The organism is Methylobacterium sp. WL6 (genome assembly GCF_008040095.1).
Classification (GTDB): Bacteria; Pseudomonadota; Alphaproteobacteria; order Rhizobiales; family Beijerinckiaceae; genus Methylobacterium.
Genome location: NZ_VRVH01000017.1, coordinates 26009 through 42969 on the forward strand (window position 1 = coordinate 26009; position 16961 = coordinate 42969).

Genomic DNA, 16961 nt, shown 5'->3' on the forward strand with positions numbered 1-16961 from the left:
CCGGTCGCGGGCGGCCTGACGAACCAGCGCGCGATTGGCGCGTTGGCCGGCCGCGCCGACGAGGGGATGTCGCGGTGTCGCTCGATTCCGCAATCCCGGTCTTTTCAAAACCATGACGCATCAGACCTGTGACGTCGCCGTCATCGGGGCCGGCACGGCGGGGATCGCCGCGTTCCGTGCCGCCGAGGCGGCGGGCGCCGACGCCGTGCTGATCGAGCGCGGCCCCGGCGGCACCACCTGCGCACGCGTCGGCTGCATGCCTTCGAAGCTGCTCGTCGCGGCCGCGGCGGCGGCCCACGACGCGCGCCGCGCCAGCCTGTTCGGCGTCGCGGTGTCGGGCGTATCGATCGACGGCCCCGCGGTGATGGCGCGTGTGCGGGCCGAGCGCGACCGCTTCGTCGCCGGGGTGCGCGACGGGCTCGACGCGATCCCGTCGGCCAAGCGGCTCGCCGGCGAGGCGCGGTTCCTCGACGCCCGGACGCTCGCGCTCGGCGACGACCGCCGCGTCGCGTTTCAGGCGGCGGTGATCGCTACGGGATCGAGCCCGAGCATCCCGAAGCCGCTCGCGCAGCTGGGCGACGCCGTCCTGACCACCGACACCGTGTTCGAGCTTCCCGACCTTCCGGCGTCGCTGGCGGTGATCGGCGGAGGGCCCGTCGGCATCGAGATCGCCCAGGCGATGGCGCGCCTCGGCGTGCGCGTCGACCTCTTCGACACCGGGTCGGGCCTGGCCGGCCTGAGCGAGCCCGGCCTTCGGAAGGACGCGGCCGCGATCTTCTCCGACGAGATGGCCTTGCATCTCGGGTCCGAACTCGTCTCGGCCGAGCCCGTCGACGGCGGGGCGCAGCTGACCTGGGCGGAGGCCGACGGCGCCCGTCGCACCGGCACCTTCGCCCGGGTGCTCGCAGCCGCCGGCCGCCCGCCCAACGTCCGGGGCCTCGACCTCGCGCAGGCCGGGCTTCGTCTCGACGAGAATGGCATGCCGGCCTTCGACGCCCGGACCCTGCTCTGTGCGGGAGCGCCCGTGTTGATCGCGGGCGACGCCAACGCGGTGCGACCGGTCCTGCACGAGGCGAGCCGCCAGGGCGGGATCGCGGGGCGGAACGCGGCGGCCCTCGTCGCGGGCCGAGCCCTCGCGGCGCCGGAGCCCTGGCCGGCGCTCGCCATGGTGTTCACCCACCCGCAGGCGGCGAGCATCGGTGCGCCGTTCGATCCCGAGGCGGGCGACGGGCGCGTGGTCGGCGGGATGTCGTTCGACGACCAGGGCCGGGCGCGGGTCGAGGGCGTCAACCGGGGCGGCATCCGGCTCTGGGCGGACCGGGACGGGCGCCTGCTCGGCGGCGAGATGCTCGGGCCGTCCTGCGAGCACCTCGCCCATCTCGTGGCGCACGCGATCGGCGACGGACGGACCGTCGACGACCTTCTGGTGCGGCCGATCTACCATCCCACCGTCGAAGAGGGACTTGCGAGCGCATTGTCCGATCTTATACAACCGCTGAAGGGATGATCGCCGGACGCCGGACGGTCGTGACCGATCCTTCATCTTGCCGCATCGCGGATACCATTGCGCCCGCCCGTCCCACGGGTCATACCGGGCCGCAGATGACGCGGTCCCATTCCTGATGTCCACGATCGTTGCCGCGGGCAATGCGATCGACCTCGACGCCCTGACGGCGGAAGAGCGCGATGGCCTCGATATCGGGGTGATCGGGCTCGACGCCGCCGGGACGATCGTGTCGTTCAGCGAGGGGGCGAGCGCGCTCTCGGGCCTCGCCAGCGCCGCCGTGATCGGCCGCAACTACTTCCGCGAGGTGGTGCCGAGCACCAACGTCCCCGGGTTCTTCGGCCGCTTCCTCGCGGGCACCCGCCGCGGGCACCTCGACGAGAGCTTCGACTTCGTGTTCGGGCGCATGCCGCAGCCCCTGCGCGCCCGCGTGCGGATGCGGAGCGGCAAAGGTGTCACCTGGCTCACGATCACCCCGGTGGAGACCCTCGGCGCGGGCCAGTCGCGCGAGGCGGTGATGGCCGCCATCGGCCGCCGCGTCCGGGCCGAGCCGGTCGATCCCCAGCTCTGCGAGCGCGAGCCGATCCACATCCCGGGCTCGATCCAGCCGAACGCGGTGATGCTAGCGGCCGATGCCGGCACGCTCGAGATCCTGGCCCACAGCACCAACGTCCGCGACGTGCTCAGCCGCGCGCCGGAGCGGATCGCCGGCCTGCCCCTGGCCGAAGTCCTGCCGACCGCCTTCGTCGAGACGATCCGCCAGCGCCTCGCCAGCGCTACCCTCGACGACGGGCGCTCGATCCGCCGCACGCTCAAGCTCGCGGGCGACGACCATGCCAGCTACTACGCCATCGTCCACGCCCATTCCGGCCGGGTCATCGTCGAGCTGGAGCTCGAGCCTGAGCATCCCGAGGACTTCCGGGTCGCGACCCAGACCGATTCGGAACTCGCCGTCACCCGCCTCCGGGCCGCCGAGACGCTGAGCGGGGCCGCCCGCATCGCCGCGCTCGAGGTCCGGGCGCTCACCGGCTTCGAGTGCGTGCTGGTCTACCGCTTCGACGCGGACTGGAACGGCGAGGCGATCGCCGAGGACAAGGTGCCGGATTGGTCGCGCGCCCTGCTCGGGCTGCGGTTCCCGGCCTCGGACATCCCGGCCCAGGCGCGCGCGCTCTACACCAAGGCCAAGAGCCGCTTCGTGATCGATCGCGATTCGGTGCCCGTGCCCCTGGTCGCGGCGCCGGCGGCCGGCAACGGCCCGATCGACCTCACCTTCGCGCAGCACCGCACGCTCTCGCCGATCCACCTGGAGTACCAGCGCAACCTCGGCGTGAACGGCTCGATGTCGATCTCGATCATGGTCGAGGGGCGGCTGTGGGGCCTGATGATCGGCCATCACCGCCACCCGCACTACGTCGCGCCCGAGACCCGCGCCGCCGCGACCGTGCTCACCGACGCCTTCGCCATGCGCGTGCAGGAGATCGAGGCGCGCCGGCTCTGGACCGAGCGCAAGGCCCATCTCGACACCGAAGGACGCCTGGTCCGCGGCCTGACCCGGTCGGACGACTTCGTCGCGGCGCTGACCGGCGGCTCGACCACCCTCCTCGACCTGTTCGGGTCGACCGGCGCGGCGATCGTCTCCGGCGCGCGCGCGACCCTGATCGGCACGACGCCCCCGGACGAGGCCGTCCGCGCGATCGGCGACTGGCTGAAGGAGATCCTGGCGCCGGGCGAGACCACCTATGCCAGCGCCAACTTCTCCGCACAGTGTCCCGCCGCCGCCCCGCACCGCGAGATCGCGAGCGGCGTGCTCGCCGCGTTCGTCGACGAATCCCGCGAGAACCTGCTGCTCTGGTTCCGCCCGGAGGTGTCGAGCACGGTGACGTGGAGCGGCGATCCGCGGAAACCGGTGCTCGCCGGCAACGGGCCCGTCGCGGTGCTGCCGCGGCGCTCGTTCGAGCGCTGGGTCGAGGAGCGCACGGGCTTCGCCAGCCCCTGGGCCGACTGGCAGGTGTCGCTGGCCGGCTCCCTCGCCCACGCGGTGGAGGGCGTCGTCCTGCGCCAGCGCCGCAAGATCGACGAGCTCACCGGCCTCCTCGCCGAGAAGGAGCGCCTGCTCGCCCAGAAGGATCTCCTGACCCGCGAGATCGACCACCGGGTGAAGAACTCGTTGCAGATCGTCTCGGCCTTCCTGCAGATGCAGCGGCGTCAGGTCTCCGATCCGGCTGCCCGGCAGGCCTTCGCCGACACCTCCGCCCGGGTGATGAGCGTCGCCCGCGTCCACGACAGCCTGTATCAGGCGGAGAACGTCGAGGAGGTCGACCTCGGCCAGACCATCGAGGCGCTTTGCACCGACCTCGCCGGCATGGCGGGCGGCGGCCATGCCGTCGACCTCACCGCCGAGCCCGGCCTGATGGTGCCCTACCGCAAGGCGGTGGCGCTCTCGCTGATCGCCACCGAGCTCGTCACCAACGCCTTCAAGTACGCCGCCAAGCCCGAGGGCGTCGGCCGCGTGGCGGTCACCGTCTCGGGCCACGGCCCCGGCAGCGTGCGGCTGCGCGTCTGCGACGACGGCGAGGGCCTGCCCGAGGGCTGGTCGGAGACCAAGCCCCGCGCCAACGGCACCGGCGTCGGGCTCGGGATGAAGCTGATCCGGGCGATGCTCGACCAGATCAACGCCCGTCTCGACGTCGACAACGCGCCCGGCGCCTGCTTCACGATCACGGCGTGAGCCTGCACCAGCGGCTGCGCGCCGCCACCGCCTCGTCGCATCAGGGTCTCGAGGACGCGCTCGACTGGCGGGCGCGCGTCGCGACGCTGCCCGGGTATCGCGCCCTGCTCGCCCGCTTCCATGGATTCCATGCGGCCTACGAGCCGGCGATCGGGCTTGCGCTCGCCGACGAGGCGTTCTGGGGCCCGCGCCGGCGCTTCGCCGCGCTGGCGGCGGACCTCGCCCATCTCGGGATGCCGGACGCCGAGATCGCCACCCTGCCCCGGCCCTCGGCCGTGACGTTCGCGGACGAGGCCGCGGCGATGGGGGCGCTCTACGTGCTCGAAGGCTCCACGCTCGGCGGCCAGGTCATCGGCCGGCACATCGGCGCGGTGCACGGGCTGACGCAGGCGGGCCTCGCCTATTACCGCGCCCATGGCCGGCAGACCGGCGTGATGTGGAACGCCTTCCGCGCGCGGCTCGATCGCCTGTCGGGCGATCCGGAGGCGGAGGCGGCCGCCCTGGCGACCGGCACCGCGACGTTCGACGCGCTTCGGATCTGGCTGTGCGCGCCGGATTCGTCCGCCGCGTGCGGGGCCGGCTGAGGCGCAGGCCGCCTCAGCCCTCGCGATCCCGCCCGAGCAGCCCGTCGACGAAGGCTTCGAGGCCGATCCGCCGCGTGCGCTTGAGGCGCTCGGCGGCCAGGATGCCGCGCAGGGCGTCGAAGGCGTTCTGCAGGTCGTCGTTGACGATGACGTAGTCGTACTCGCTCCAGCGCTGGATCTCGACGCGGGCGTTGGCGAGGCGCTTCTCGATGGTCTCCGGGCTGTCCTCGGCGCGGCGCTCCAGGCGGTGGCGCAGCTCCTCCAGGCTCGGCGGCAGGATGAACACCGTCACCACGTCGTCGGCGAGCTTGGAGCGGACCTGGCGGGTGCCCTGGTAGTCGATGTCGAAGATCATGTCCCGGCCGGCGCTGAGCACCTTCTCCACCGGGCGGCGCGGCGTGCCGTAGAAGTTTCCGTGGACCTCGGCCCATTCGAGCAGGTCGTCGCGGCTGCGCAGGTCGTCGAAGGCCTCGCGCGCGATGAAATGGTAGTGGCGCCCGGCGATCTCGGACGGGCGCCGGGCGCGGGTCGTCACCGAGATCGACAGGTCGAGACCCCAGCCGCCGTCATCGGCGATGGCGCGCGTCAGGGTGGTCTTGCCGGCGCCCGACGGCGAGGACAGGATCAGGATCAGCCCGCGGCGGGCGATCGAGTCCGAGACCGATGGGGAGGGGGCGTCCGTCATCCGCGTGCCCCGGCCGTGTCTCGCGCGCCCATCGCCTCAGTCCCGCTACTCGACGTTCTGAACCTGCTCGCGGAATTGCTCCACCACGGCCTTCAAGTCGAGTCCGATTCGCGACAGCGCCACGTCGTTGGCCTTGGCGCACAGGGTGTTGGCCTCGCGCCCGAGCTCCTGGGCCAGGAAATCGAGGCGCCGCCCGATCGCGCCGCCCGCCGCCAGGAGCTCGGACACCGCTTCGAGGTGGGCGCGCAGGCGGTCGAGCTCCTCGCGGACATCGGCCTTGGCCGCCATCATCACCGCCTCCTGATGCAGGCGCTCGGGATCGAGGCCGCCGGCGTCCAGCAGGCCCGCGACGGAGGCCGCGAGACGGGCGCGGATCGCCTCGGGCTTGCGCGCCGGGCAATCCTCCGCGGCCTGCGTCAGCACGCCCATCCGCGCGACCTGCGCCGCGACGATCTCCGCAAGCGCCCGGCCCTCGGCGCGGCGCGCCTCGACGAGGTCGGCCACCAGTCGCACGACGCCCTCCGCGAGGTCGCGCGCCAGCGCGTCCGGCTCGGTGGCGGCCTCGTCCTCGGCCTCGACGACGCCGCGGATCGACAGCAGCCCGTCCATCGTCGCGGGCGCGATCCCCTCCGGCACCGGCACGCGGGCGACGGCCTCGGCGAGCCGCGCCAGCAACGCCTCGTCGATCCGCACCCGCGCCTTGCTCTCCGGCTTCGTCAGGTTGAGCGAGAGCTGGCACTGGCCGCGGGCGAGCGTCTTCTGCAGGGCGGTGCGCGCGACCTCGCCGACGGAATCGTATCCGTTCGGCACCCGAAGCCGCACGTCGAGCCCACGGCCGTTGACGCTGCGGACCTCCCAGGCCCACTGCACCGGCCCGGTGGTGCCGGCGGCCCGGGCGAACCCGGTCATGCTCGCGATCATGGTCTTGCGATGCCCTGCGTTGCGGCGCCAAGGTTTCGTCGTGCGGGACGCCTACACGAAGGCGTTGACCTCCACCGTGAACCCGCCCGGCGCCTGGAAATAGAACGTCACCCGCCCGTGCTCCTCGCGCGGGGTCTCCGGGGCGAAGCCGCCTTCGGTCAGCCGTGCGTGGATCGCGTGGACCTGCTCCACCCGCTCCTGGATGAAGCCGATGTGGAAGATCTTGGGGTAGGTCGCATCCTTCACGCGGAACAGGCTGAGGATGCCGCCGCCGTCGTCGGCGAGGAAGGCCATCTTGTCGTTCACCGGCATCGCGGTGCGGCGCAGCCCGAAATAGGTCTCGAACATCGCGACCGTGGCCAGGACCTCGGTGACGCCGAGGTTGACGTGGTTCAGGTGCATCGGCTCGTCCTGATGGCGCGTGCGAGCGGCGCCGCAGCGCCGGGGACGATCACGGTTGCTTCAGCACCGGCACGGTCTTGGGCGAGCCGAGGTCGTAGGTCCTGTTCTTCAACGGATCGAGCTTGGTGCCCTCCGAGGCGTCGAAGGCCTTCGGCCGCGGCCCGCCCGCCCCGACGGTCGCCCCGTCCAGCGCGTAGGCGCTCGTCGGCGGGGCGAAGGCCGAGGCCCGGTTCGGCACCGCGGCGGGATCGGCGGCCGGCTCGGCCTTGTCGACGCCGGCGGCATCCGGCGTCGTAGCCAGGCGGGCCTTCTCGACTTGGCGCCAGCGCGCGACGTTCTTCTGGTGGCCGTCGAGGCTCTCGGCGAAGGCGTGCCCGCCGGTGCCGTCGGCGACGAAGAACAGGTCCTTGGTCCGCGACGGATTGGCGACCGCCTCCAGGGCGGCGCGGCCGGGATTGGCGATCGGGCCGGGCGGCAGGCCCTCGATCACGTAGGTGTTGTAGGGCGTCGCCCGGTCGATCTCGGAGCGCTGGATGCCGCGCCCGAGGGTGCCGCGCCCGCCGACCAGCCCGTAGACGATGGTCGGGTCCGATTGCAGCTTCATCCGCTTGTTCAGGCGGTTGACGAACACGCCGGCCACCCGCGGCCGCTCGTCGGCGCGCCCGGTCTCCTTCTCGACGATCGAGGCCAGCGTCACCATCTCGGCCGGCGTCCGCACCGGCACGTCGGCGCTGCGGCGCAGCCAGATGTCGTTGAGGACCTTGCGCTGCTTCTCGCGCATCAGGTTGACGATCTGCTGGCGGCTCGCGCCGCGCTCGAACTTGTAGGTGTCGGGCAGCAGCGAGCCCTCGGGCGGGATCTCGCCGACCTCGCCGGTGAGCACGTCGTTCTCGTTGAGGCGCATCACGATCTGCTCGGAGGTGAGCCCCTCGGGGAAGGTGATCGCGTGCTGGACCTGCCGGCCCGTGGTCACGGTGTCGATCGCATCGCTGATGCTGGCATGGGCCTTGAAGGTGTACTCGCCGGCCTTCAGCGGCGGGCGCCCGCCGAAGCGGGCGGCGAACTCGAACAGCCCGACATGGTCGATCACGCCCTCGCGCTTCAGGATCTCGGCGATCTCGCCGGTGCCGCTGCGGGACGGGATCACGACCACCTTGTCGGCGGCGAGCGGGCCGGGCTCCTGCACCTGCCGCTGGAACAGCGTCAGCCCGAGCATCACGGCGATGGCGATCACCACCGCGAAGGTGAGCAGCCCGCTGATGGTGGCGAGGAGCCCGCCGCGGCGGCGCTCGGGCCGCTCGGGCGGCGGCGGGGCCGCGGTCGGCTTGATCGCCTCGTTCGGCGAGCGGGGGGAGAGGCGCTGCGGCTGGGCCGGCTCGTCGAAGGTGAGCGGCTGCGGCGGCACGTGCGTCTGGCGTCGACGGAAGAACATCGGGATCCTGCTCGGGCTCGCGCCGGCGACGAGGGCGGTGCCGGGCGCGCATGCGCGACGGGGCGGCGATCACGAAGGATCGCCGCAGGGTACCGGAAACTACGCCGGTTTGTGGCGAAATTGCCGTTGCGCGCTGCACGCGCCCCGGCTGGTCGACAGACAGGCCGATCCGGTCAGCGCGGTTTCGGGGGCGTCGGCGCGATCCGCGTCCCAGAAGGCTGGCAGGTCGCGCAGAAGAAGGTCGAGCGGCCGGATTGCACGATCCGGCCGACGGTCCCGCCGCAGCCCTTGGTGCGGCAGGCCTCGCCGACCCGGTCGTAGACGCGGAACGCCTGCTGGAAGGCGCCCGACGTGCCGTCGGTGTGGGCGTAGTCGCGCAGGGTCGAGCCGCCGGCGGCGACCGCCTCGGTGAGCACCTCGCCGATCACCCTGGCCAGCAGCCGGGCCTTCGGCGTCGGCGCGCCGTCGGCCTTGGCCAGCGTGCCCGCGGCCGCCTCGGGGTGGAGGCCGGCCCGGTGCAGAGCCTCGCAGACGTAGATGTTGCCCAGGCCCGCGATCAGGCGCTGGTCGAGGAGCGCGGCCTTCAGCGGCGTGATCTTGTGGCGAAAGAGCCGCGCGATGATCTCGGCCGTCAGATCCGCGCTCAGGGGCTCGATGCCCATGCCGGCGAAGTGCCGGCACGCGGCGAGCGTGTCGGTGGGCACGAGGTCCATGAAGCCGAAGCGGCGGGCGTCGTTGTAGGTCACGGTGGCGCCGTTCCCCATCGCCATCACCACGTGGTCATGCTTGGGCGTGCCGAGCGCCCCGTCGAGGTAGAAGTCGCCGGGCGACGTGTTGCTGCCGTCGGGCATCGCCACGTCGAAGCGGCCGCTCATGCCGAGATGCATGATCAGCGTCTCGCCCGAATCGAGGCCGGCCGTGAGGTACTTCGCCCGCCGCGCGAGGCCGGTGACCCGGCGCCCCTCCAGGCGCGCGCAGAAGCGCTCGGGGAACGGGAAGCGCAGGTTCGGCCGGCGCAGGGTGACGCGGCTGAAGGTGGCCCCGACCATCGCCGGCGCGAGGCCGCGCCGCACCGTCTCGACCTCTGGAAGCTCGGGCATCGTCCTGTGGCCGTCCCTCGGCAAATCGGATGGTGGAAGGCGGATCGTGGAGGCCGGGTATCGGCCCGGGCCGCCGCCGCCGCAATCCCGGCCGACGGGCGAGGCTTCGCCGCCCACGGCCGGCCGTCCCCACCGCGTCTTACGACGCATGGCGGATCGCGTCCGGCTTCGCTATGAGGCGCGAGGGCGCAGACGGGCAGGACTTCATGACGGTGGCGGACGAGACGACGGGCGCGCGGGACGGCACGACGGGGGCGCAGGAGACCGATTTCGGCTTCGAGCGCGTGGCCCTGGCCGAGAAGCAGGCGCGCGTCGACGACGTGTTCCGCTCGGTCGCCAAGCGCTACGACCTGATGAACGACCTGATGTCCGGCGGCCTGCACCGGGCCTGGAAGGCGCAGCTCATCGCGATGCTGCGCCCGTCGCGCACGCGGCCGTTCCGCCATCTCGACGTGGCCGGCGGCACTGGCGACGTCGCCTTCCGCGTCCTCGAGGCCGGCGGCCCGCAGGCCTCGGTCACCGTGCTCGACATCAACGAGGCGATGCTGCGGGTCGGCGCCGAGCGCGCCGGGGCGCGCTTCGACGGGCGCATCGACTTCGTCACCGGCAACGCCGAGACCTTACCCCTGCCGGACGCGACCTTCGACGCCTACACCATCGCCTTCGGCATCCGGAACGTGCCGCGGATCGAGCTGGCCCTGCAGGAGGCCCGCCGCGTGCTGAAGCCCGGCGGCCGCTTCCTGTGCCTGGAATTCTCCAAGGTCGACCTGCCGGTGCTCGACAAGATCTACGACGCCTACTCCTTCCACGTGATCCCGCGGCTCGGCGCGCGGGTCGCGGGCGACGCGGAATCCTACCGCTACCTCGTGCAATCGATCCGGAAGTTCCCCTCCCCCGGGCTGTTCGCCGGGATGATCGAGCAGGCCGGCTTCCGCCACGTCACGCACCGGCCGCTCTCGGGCGGCATCGTCGCGATCCATTCCGGCTGGAAGGTCTCGTGACCGACCCGAGCCGCCGGGCGGCGCGATGATCGCCGCCGCGGTCAACCTCTTCCGCGGGGCCCATGTCGGCTTCGTGCTGGCGCGCGAGGGCGCGCTGGCGCTCGTCGACGCCTCCGAGCTGCCGCCGCACCTGCGGCTCGGGCTGCGGATCGTCCGGTTGCTGGAGCGGCCGGGCCTCGGCACCGGCGCGGCCCGGCTCTCGGCCGGCCTGACCCGGCTCGGCCCGTCCTACGTCAAGTTCGGGCAGTTCCTCGCCACCCGCCCCGACATCGTCGGGATGAGCGCGGCCCGCGACCTCGAGATGCTGCAGGACCGGGTGCCGCCCTTCCCGCAGGCGGTGGCCGTGAAGGTGGTCGAGGCCGCCTTCGGCAAGCCGATCTCCGCCCTGTTCGTCGCCTTCGGCGAGCCGGTGGCCGCGGCCTCGATCGCGCAGGTCCACAAGGCGGTGGTCCACGATGCCGACGGTACCCAGCGCACGCTCGCCGTGAAGATCATGCGGCCGGGCGTGCGCGAGCGCTTCCAGCGCGACGTGGAGGTGATGCGCCTCCTCGCGCGCATCGTCCACGTGCTGTCTCCGCAAGCCGAGCGCCTGCGCCCGCGCGACGTGGTCGAGATCCTGGCCCGCTCCGTGACCATGGAGATGGACTTCCGGCTCGAGGCCGCCGCCGCCTCGGAGCTCGCGCAGAACACCGCGGAGGACGACGATTTTCGCGTGCCGCGGCCCGAATGGGAGCTGATCGCCCGCGACGTGCTCACCTGCGAATGGATCGACGGCACCCGCCTCCACAGCGCCGCCGCGCTTCGGGAAGCCGGCCACGACCCGCACGCGATCGGGCGCACGGTGATCCAGAGCTTCCTGCGCCAGGCGATCCGCGACGGGTTCTTCCACGCCGACATGCACCAGGGGAACCTGTTCGTGGACGCCGCCGGCAAGCTCGTCGCGGTGGATTTCGGCATCATGGGCCGGCTCGGGCGCAAGGAACGGCGGTTCCTCGCCGAGATCCTGCTCGGCTTCATCATGCGCGACTACCGCCGCGTGGCGCAGGTCCACTTCGAGGCGGGCTACGTGCCGGCGCACCACTCGGTCGACGACTTCGCCCAGGCGATCCGCGCCATCGGCGAGCCGATCCACCAGCGCCGCGCCGACGAGATCTCGATGGCGAAGGTGCTGACGCTGCTGTTCGACATCACCGCCCTGTTCGACATGAGCACGCGCACCGAGCTGGTGATGCTGCAGAAGACCATGGTGGTGGTGGAAGGCGTCGCCCGCAGCCTCGATCCCAAGCTCGACATGTGGACCTCGGCCGAGCCGGTGGTCCGCAGCTGGATCACCCGCAACCTCGGCCCGGCCGGGCGCCTGGAAGGGGCGGCCCACGCCGCGCGCACCCTCACCGACATCGTCGCCGACGTGCCGGACCTCGCCCTGCGGCTCCGGCGCCTTATCGTCCATGCCGACGAGGCGGGCACGGGCGACGCACGCCGCCTGGAGCGCATCGCCCGCAACGAGCGCCGCAACGCGCTGTGGCAGACGCTGGCCCTGTGGGCGATCGCGGCGGGCGTGCTGGTGGCGGCCTTGCGATAGGCCGGGACGGCGAAGCCGCCCGCTTTGGAGCGTTCCGTCAGGCGGCGCGACCCTGTCGCGGCGCATCCGCGACGGCGGCTGCGCAGGGGTCGATCCCGTGCGTGTCGACGGGGCCCGGGCGACCGAACAGGTAGCCCTGCACCTCGGCGCACCCGGCCGCTCTCAGGAACGCGAGTTCCGCGACGGTCTCGACGCCCTCGGCGACCACCGGCAGGCCGAGCCCGCAGCCGAGCCCGAGGACGGCGCGCACGATCGCCGCCGTCTGGGCGTTGGTATCGACGTTGCGCACGAAGGACCGGTCGATCTTGATCCGGTCGAAGGGGAATGCCCGGAGGTTGGCCAGCGACGAGTAGCCCGTCCCGAAATCGTCCATGGCGATGCCGACGCCGAGCGTCCGCAGCTGGCGCAGCGTCGCCACCGCAGGGTCGAAGTTGCGGATCAGCGCGGTCTCGGTGATCTCCAGCTCCAGCCGCGCGGCCGGCAGCCCGGTCTCGACCAGAACCGCGTGCACCTGCGCGGCGAAGGCCGGATCGTGGACCTGGACCGCCGAGACGTTCACCGCCACCCGCAGGGGCGACGCCCAGGCCGCGGCCTCGCGACAGGCGGTGCGAAGCACCCACATCCCGATCGCCGAGATCGTTCCGCGCTCCTCGGCCACCGGGATGAAGACGTCGGGCGGGACGAGCCCTCGTGTCGGATGGGTCCAGCGCAGCAGGGCTTCGAAGCCGAGCAGGGCGCCGCCCGCGGCCGTGACCTGCTTCTGGTAGACGAGGTGGAACTCGCCGCGCGCCAGGGCCTGTTCGAGGTCGCGTTCCAAGGCGTGACGCTCGCGCACGGCGATGCCCATCTGCGGCTCGAAGAAGCGGTAGGTCCCCCGGCCCTCGGCCTTGGCGCGGTAGAGCGCCGTATCGGCATGGCCCATCAGGCCCTGGCGCTCCACGGCGTCCTGCGGGCACAGGGCGATGCCGATGCTGACCCCGACGATCGCGTCGGCGGGCCCGCCCGAGGCCTGCGCCGCGAGGGACGCGAGAATGGACTTCGCCAGGCGCTCGGCAGCGTCCGGCCCGGTCCGTCCGGCCATGAGGATGGCGAACTCGTCGCCGCCGAGGCGTGCCAGGATCTGGTCGGGGCCGAGCAGCCCGGTGACGCGGCGGGCGACCCGATTCAGCATCGCGTCGCCGGCCGCATGGCCGAACAGGTCGTTGACCGCCTTGAACCGGTCGAGGTCGAGGCAGAGCACGGCGATCGGAACGCCGGTCTCGACCGCCGCGCCCACGGCGCGATCGAGGCGCGCATTGAAGGCGGAGCGGTTGAGCAGGCCCGTCAGGGCATCGTGGTGGGCGAGGTACCGGATGTGCCGCTCGGCGTGCTTGCGCTGCCGGATGTCGCGGACCGCCAGGGCATGATGCGGCTTGCCCACGAAATCGATCCGCCGAAGGATCACCTCCGCCTCGATGACCGAGCCGGCGCCGTCGCGCAGGCTCAGCTCGACCGGCTGCCCGATGACGTAGGCGAGCCGATCCCAGGTCCGGGGCTCGTCGAGGAAGGCGGTGACCGACAGGCCCGTCATCGCTTCGTGCGAGAGGCCGACGAGCCGGCTGAAGCTGATGTTGGCCGTGACGATCCGGCACCGGTCCAGGACGATCAGACCCTCGACCGCCGCGTTGGCGAGGCCGCGCATGCGCACCATCTCCGCGCGCGCGCGACGCTGCTCGCGAAGGCTGAGCGCGTAGGCCGTCGCCGTGAGGACGAACACGATGAGGCTGGCCACCGCGACGGCGCCGGCGAGCCAGCCCGGCGGCATCGCCTGGGGCGACAGGGTCGCCAGCGGGTTCTCGGTGATCGTCACCCCAGCCATGCCCACCCCGTGATGCGCGCCGATCGCCAGCGCGAGCAGGCCTGCGCTGCCGAACAGGGAGGTGAGCGAACGGGCATGCACGGCGATGGAGACGGCGACGGCGGAAAGGAACTCACCGATCAGGATCGACGCGAACACGAAGGCCGGATCCCAGCGCAGACGTCCCGTGACCTCGAAGGCCGCCATGCCCGTGTAGTGCATCGCGGCGATGCCGAAGCCGACCACGCCCCCCCCGAGCCAGGACGCCCGCGGCGTCTCGGACAGGGCGATCCGCAGGCCCAGGCCGGTGAGGCCGATCGCGAAGACCAGCGAGAGGACGGTCAACCCGGAATCGTAGGCGCTCGGGATGCTCGGCTCGAACGCCAGCATCGCGATGAAGTGGGTCGCGAAGATGCCCGACCCGCTGGAGATCGCCGCGACCACGAGCCAGGTCGATCGCGCGCGGCCGCTGGCGGTGCCGGCGTGGCGGAGAAGCCGGATCGCGGTCAGCGCCGCGATCGCGCAGATCACGCCCGCCAGGACGACGAGGCGGAGGTCGTGCCGGGCCGTGAAGCAACCGAGGACGGTCAACATGCGCGCAAGTCCGAAATCGCCTCGGCCGAGCCCCGGGCGGCGCGGTCCGATCCTCCGGCCTCTCCCGAACGGATCGAGCCTGCGAGACGACGACGCTGCGTGGTGCGACCTTGGGGCGGTTCGAGTAGCAGGGTGCGATAATTTTCTTAAATATGTCTTGCCGCTCAGATTTCGTGCGTGAGGCGCAAGTCGAGGACGTTGCCCGCGGTTTCCGCGTGCGGCGTTCCACTTCCTGTCATCTACAGTGTAAGGAACGAGTACCCATCGGGTGAGGTCAGAAGTTGTAATTCAACTTCTGAGAAGTACGATCCTACACGGCCGCCGTGCGAAAGCCCGCGAAGATGTCGCGGCGATCCGGCCCGAAGAAGTTGCGGTAGGCGTTGTCGACCATCCGCCCGCGGGTGATCCAGGCACCGCCGCGCAGCACCTTCCGCGTGCCGAAGGCGGGCTCGGAATACTCGCGGTAGGCATCGGGCGAGAAACCCGGATAGGGCAGGAAGTCGCTCGCGGTCCATTCCCAGACGTTGCCGATCATCTGGCGGCAGCCCCAGGCGCTGTCGCCCGCTTCGTGGGCGGCCACGTCGACGCAGCCGAGGCGGCCGCCGTCGAGGTTGGCGCGGGTCGCATCCGGTGCCGCCTCGCCCCAGGGATAGCGGCGTTTCACCTGCCCCATCGCCCCGCCCGAGGTCGGGGCGGTGGAGGCCGCGACCTCCCATTCGGCCTCGGTCGGCAGGCGGCGGCCGGCGAAGGCGCAGTAGGCGGCGGCCTCGTACCAGCTGACATGGACCACCGGCTGGTGCGGGGCGAGGTCGGAGACGCCGTCGAAGCGGCGGACCCGCCAGCCCGCCCCGTCCGGCTGCCAATGCGCGGGGTGCTCCGCACCGCTCCGGCAGCGCCAGCGCCATCCCTCCACGTCCCAGAACGACGGCTCGCGATAGCCGCCGGCGGCGACGAAGGCGGCGAACTCCGCGTTGGTCACCGGCGCCCGCGCGATGCGGAACGGCGCGACCTCGACCGGGTGCGCCCACTTCTCGTTGTCGAACACGAACGCCTCGCCCGGCTCGGCGCCAAGCCGGAAGGTGCCGCCGGGGATCGCCGCGTCGCCCGGCCACGGCCCCTCCGCGACCGGGGCGAGACCGGCCGAGGCGGCGAAGGACGGCGCCGGGTATCCGAGCGTCTGGCGCGAATAGGTGAAGGCCTCGCCGTGCATGTCCTCGTGGTAGGTGGTCAGCCGGTAGCGGTAGGCTTCCTCGGCGGTCGGCGAGCCGTCGAGGCGCCGGACCAGCGCGTCGTGGACGCGGCCCATGTAGCCGAGCGTGACGTCGAGCGGCGGCAGCGCGCGCACCCAGCGATCGTCGTGGGCGAGCACCGCGGAATTGTAGACCGCGTCGGCATCCGCGATCGCGGGTTCCGCCCCGTCGAGGGCGCGCAGGATGAAGTGCTCGTGGAACCAGGCGAGGTGCCCGATCTCCCACAGCAGCGGGTTGACGATGTCGAGCCGCGGCCCGATCAGCCGCTCGGCATCGAGCCCGGCCACCAGCTCGAGGGTCCGGGCGCGGCTGTCCTCCAGCATCGCGATGAGTTGTGTGGCGTCGGTCATGGCACCCATCCGATAAGCGATCGACCCATGGACATCATCCTGATCACGCCGGCGCCGAAACGTTCGCGGGCCGGCAACCGCACGACGGCCCTGCGCTGGGCCGGCATCCTGCGCCGGCTCGGCCACCGCGTCGTCGTGGCGACCGCCTACGCCGACGCGCCCTGCGACCTGATGATCGCGCTGCACGCCTGGAAGAGCGCCCCGGCGATCGCGCGATACCGGCGCTTATACCCGGAGCGCCCCCTCGTCGTCGCGCTGACCGGGACCGACATCAATCACGATCTCGCCGCCGATCCCGGCACCACCCTGCGCTCGCTCGATCTCGCCGACGTGCTCGTCGGCCTGCACGACCTCGTCGCCGACGCGATCCCGGAATCCTACCGCGACAAGCTCGCGGTGATCGTGCAGTCGGTGCCGGCGAGCGAGGAGCGCCTGCCGCCCACGACGCGCACCTTCGAGATCCTCGTCGTCGGCCACCTGCGCGCCGAGAAGGACCCGTTGCGCGCCGCGCTCGCCGCCCGCACCCTGCCGCCCGCCTCCCGCATCCGCGTCGTCCATCTCGGCGGCGCGCCCGACCCGGCGTGGGCGGATCGCGCGCGGGCCGAGATGCAAATCAACCCGCGCTACGATTGGCGCGGCGAGGTCTCCGGCGCGCGGGTGCGGCGGTTCCTGCGGCGCGCGCGGCTGATGGTGCTGAGCTCGCTGAACGAGGGCGGCGCCAACGTGATCTCCGAGGCGATCGCGGCCGGGCTGCCGATCCTGGCCTCCGAGATCCCGGGCAATGTCGGCCTGCTCGGCGCCGACCACCCGGGCTACTTCCCGGCCGGAGACCAGGCTGCGCTCGCGCGCCTGATGCTGCGCGCGGAACAGGACCCGGCCTTCCTCGAGCGCCTGCGCGCGCACGGTGCGGCGCGTGCGGCGGCGTTCGACCCGGCGCACGAGCGGGAGGCCTGGGCCGTCCTCGTCGCGCGCGCGGCCGGCGCGGCGAGGA

At 72.4% G+C, this 16961-nt stretch carries 13 protein-coding genes; 6 read left to right on the forward strand and 7 right to left on the reverse strand.

Features of this window, described 5'->3' with window-relative positions; all coding sequences use genetic code 11:
• Positions 1 to 112: 112 nt before the first annotated feature.
• The 3 genes from FV230_RS04620 (at position 113) to FV230_RS04630 (ending at position 4816) form a co-directional block, all read left to right on the forward strand.
• A complete protein-coding gene (locus tag FV230_RS04620) occupies positions 113 to 1507 on the forward strand; it encodes a dihydrolipoyl dehydrogenase (protein ID WP_147841445.1) in 1395 nt (464 codons plus the stop codon).
• Positions 1508 to 1622: 115 nt separating this feature from the next.
• The gene (locus FV230_RS04625; RefSeq protein ID WP_147841446.1) at positions 1623 to 4232 is read left to right on the forward strand and encodes a histidine kinase dimerization/phosphoacceptor domain -containing protein; all 2610 of its coding nucleotides are present in this window, start codon (positions 1623 to 1625) and stop codon (positions 4230 to 4232) included.
• The gene (locus tag FV230_RS04630) at positions 4229 to 4816 is read left to right on the forward strand and encodes a biliverdin-producing heme oxygenase (protein ID WP_147841447.1); all 588 of its coding nucleotides are present in this window, start codon (positions 4229 to 4231) and stop codon (positions 4814 to 4816) included. Before FV230_RS04625 ends, FV230_RS04630 begins: the two co-directional genes overlap by 4 nt.
• Positions 4817 to 4829: 13 nt before the next feature.
• Here the strand turns inward: FV230_RS04630 and gmk are convergent, their stop codons facing one another.
• From gmk to mutM, 5 genes are all read right to left on the reverse strand, one after another.
• On the reverse strand, positions 4830 to 5501 hold the full coding sequence (gene gmk / locus FV230_RS04635) for a guanylate kinase (RefSeq protein WP_147728705.1): 672 nt from the start codon (positions 5499 to 5501) through the stop codon (positions 4830 to 4832).
• A 45-nt stretch (positions 5502 to 5546) separates the two neighbouring features.
• On the reverse strand, positions 5547 to 6410 hold the full coding sequence (locus FV230_RS04640; protein ID WP_244031353.1) for a YicC/YloC family endoribonuclease: 864 nt from the start codon (positions 6408 to 6410) through the stop codon (positions 5547 to 5549).
• A 63-nt stretch (positions 6411 to 6473) separates the two neighbouring features.
• A complete protein-coding gene (locus FV230_RS04645) occupies positions 6474 to 6824 on the reverse strand; it encodes a VOC family protein (RefSeq protein ID WP_147841449.1) in 351 nt (116 codons plus the stop codon).
• Between the two features lie 49 nt (positions 6825 to 6873).
• A complete protein-coding gene (mltG, locus tag FV230_RS04650; protein ID WP_147841450.1) occupies positions 6874 to 8256 on the reverse strand; it encodes an endolytic transglycosylase MltG in 1383 nt (460 codons plus the stop codon).
• Positions 8257 to 8429: 173 nt separating this feature from the next.
• Complete coding sequence (gene mutM / locus FV230_RS04655; RefSeq protein WP_147841451.1) at positions 8430 to 9356, reverse strand: bifunctional DNA-formamidopyrimidine glycosylase/DNA-(apurinic or apyrimidinic site) lyase; 927 nt, start codon at positions 9354 to 9356, stop codon at positions 8430 to 8432.
• A 206-nt stretch (positions 9357 to 9562) separates the two neighbouring features.
• Here mutM and ubiE point away from each other — a divergent pair, with 206 nt between their 5' ends.
• A complete protein-coding gene (ubiE, locus tag FV230_RS04660) occupies positions 9563 to 10357 on the forward strand; it encodes a bifunctional demethylmenaquinone methyltransferase/2-methoxy-6-polyprenyl-1,4-benzoquinol methylase UbiE (protein ID WP_147841457.1) in 795 nt (264 codons plus the stop codon).
• Positions 10358 to 10382: 25 nt separating this feature from the next.
• The gene (gene ubiB / locus FV230_RS04665) at positions 10383 to 11939 is read left to right on the forward strand and encodes a 2-polyprenylphenol 6-hydroxylase (protein WP_147841452.1); all 1557 of its coding nucleotides are present in this window, start codon (positions 10383 to 10385) and stop codon (positions 11937 to 11939) included.
• A gap of 37 nt (positions 11940 to 11976) precedes the next feature.
• On the opposite strand, the gene FV230_RS31185 is transcribed toward ubiB, so the two are convergent.
• The gene (locus tag FV230_RS31185; protein WP_147841453.1) at positions 11977 to 14370 is read right to left on the reverse strand and encodes an EAL domain-containing protein; all 2394 of its coding nucleotides are present in this window, start codon (positions 14368 to 14370) and stop codon (positions 11977 to 11979) included.
• A 310-nt stretch (positions 14371 to 14680) separates the two neighbouring features.
• Positions 14681 to 15970, reverse strand: a complete 1290-nt coding sequence (gene senA / locus FV230_RS04675; protein ID WP_147841454.1) for a selenoneine synthase SenA — start codon at positions 15968 to 15970, stop codon at positions 14681 to 14683.
• A 27-nt stretch (positions 15971 to 15997) separates the two neighbouring features.
• Here senA and senB point away from each other — a divergent pair.
• Positions 15998 to 16961, forward strand: a 964-nt coding sequence (gene senB, locus FV230_RS04680) for a selenoneine biosynthesis selenosugar synthase SenB (protein WP_147841455.1), incomplete at its 3' end; no start/stop codon positions are given.

Coding starts and splice junctions, on each gene's coding strand:
- FV230_RS04620 (WP_147841445.1), top strand. CDS start 113: ATGACGCATCAGACCTGTGACGTCGCCGTCATCGGGGCCGGCACGGCG.
- FV230_RS04625 (WP_147841446.1), top strand. CDS start 1,623: ATGTCCACGATCGTTGCCGCGGGCAATGCGATCGACCTCGACGCCCTG.
- gmk (WP_147728705.1), bottom strand. CDS start 5,501: ATGACGGACGCCCCCTCCCCATCGGTCTCGGACTCGATCGCCCGCCGC.
- FV230_RS04640 (WP_244031353.1), bottom strand. CDS start 6,410: ATGACCGGGTTCGCCCGGGCCGCCGGCACCACCGGGCCGGTGCAGTGG.
- FV230_RS04645 (WP_147841449.1), bottom strand. CDS start 6,824: ATGCACCTGAACCACGTCAACCTCGGCGTCACCGAGGTCCTGGCCACG.
- mltG (WP_147841450.1), bottom strand. CDS start 8,256: ATGTTCTTCCGTCGACGCCAGACGCACGTGCCGCCGCAGCCGCTCACC.
- mutM (WP_147841451.1), bottom strand. CDS start 9,356: ATGCCCGAGCTTCCAGAGGTCGAGACGGTGCGGCGCGGCCTCGCGCCG.
- ubiE (WP_147841457.1), top strand. CDS start 9,563: ATGACGGTGGCGGACGAGACGACGGGCGCGCGGGACGGCACGACGGGG.
- ubiB (WP_147841452.1), top strand. CDS start 10,383: ATGATCGCCGCCGCGGTCAACCTCTTCCGCGGGGCCCATGTCGGCTTC.
- FV230_RS31185 (WP_147841453.1), bottom strand. CDS start 14,370: ATGTTGACCGTCCTCGGTTGCTTCACGGCCCGGCACGACCTCCGCCTC.
- senA (WP_147841454.1), bottom strand. CDS start 15,970: ATGACCGACGCCACACAACTCATCGCGATGCTGGAGGACAGCCGCGCC.